We start from the raw sequence: 322 nt of genomic DNA on the forward strand, positions 1-322 counted from the left end.
GGGGAGCGTCGAAAAAGGGACAACGAGGACGGACACCATGTTTTTGGAGCGGCAGCGTGGGATTACCATTCAAGCGGCAGTCACTTCCTTCCAGTGGCACAGATGTAAAGTTAACATTGTGGATACGCCCGGCCACATGGATTTTTTGGCGGAGGTGTACCGCTCTTTGGCTGTTTTAGATGGGGCCATCTTGGTGATCTCCGCTAAAGAGGGCGTGCAGGCCCAGACCCGTATTCTGTTCCATGCCCTGCGGAAAATGAACATTCCCACCGTTATCTTTATCAACAAGATCGACCAGGCTGGCGTTGATTTGCAGAGCGTG

Annotated in this window: 1 protein-coding gene; it reads left to right on the top strand. The window is 52.8% G+C overall.

All coding sequences use genetic code 11. The annotated features are described in order from the left end of the window. Nucleotides 1–322 (top strand): GTP-binding protein (locus ACTQ3A_RS14000; protein ID WP_441495203.1); only part of this gene is annotated, 322 nt, incomplete at both ends.

Source organism: Bilifractor sp. LCP21S3_F8 (genome assembly GCF_052117805.1).
GTDB lineage: Bacteria > Bacillota > Clostridia > Lachnospirales > Lachnospiraceae > Bilifractor.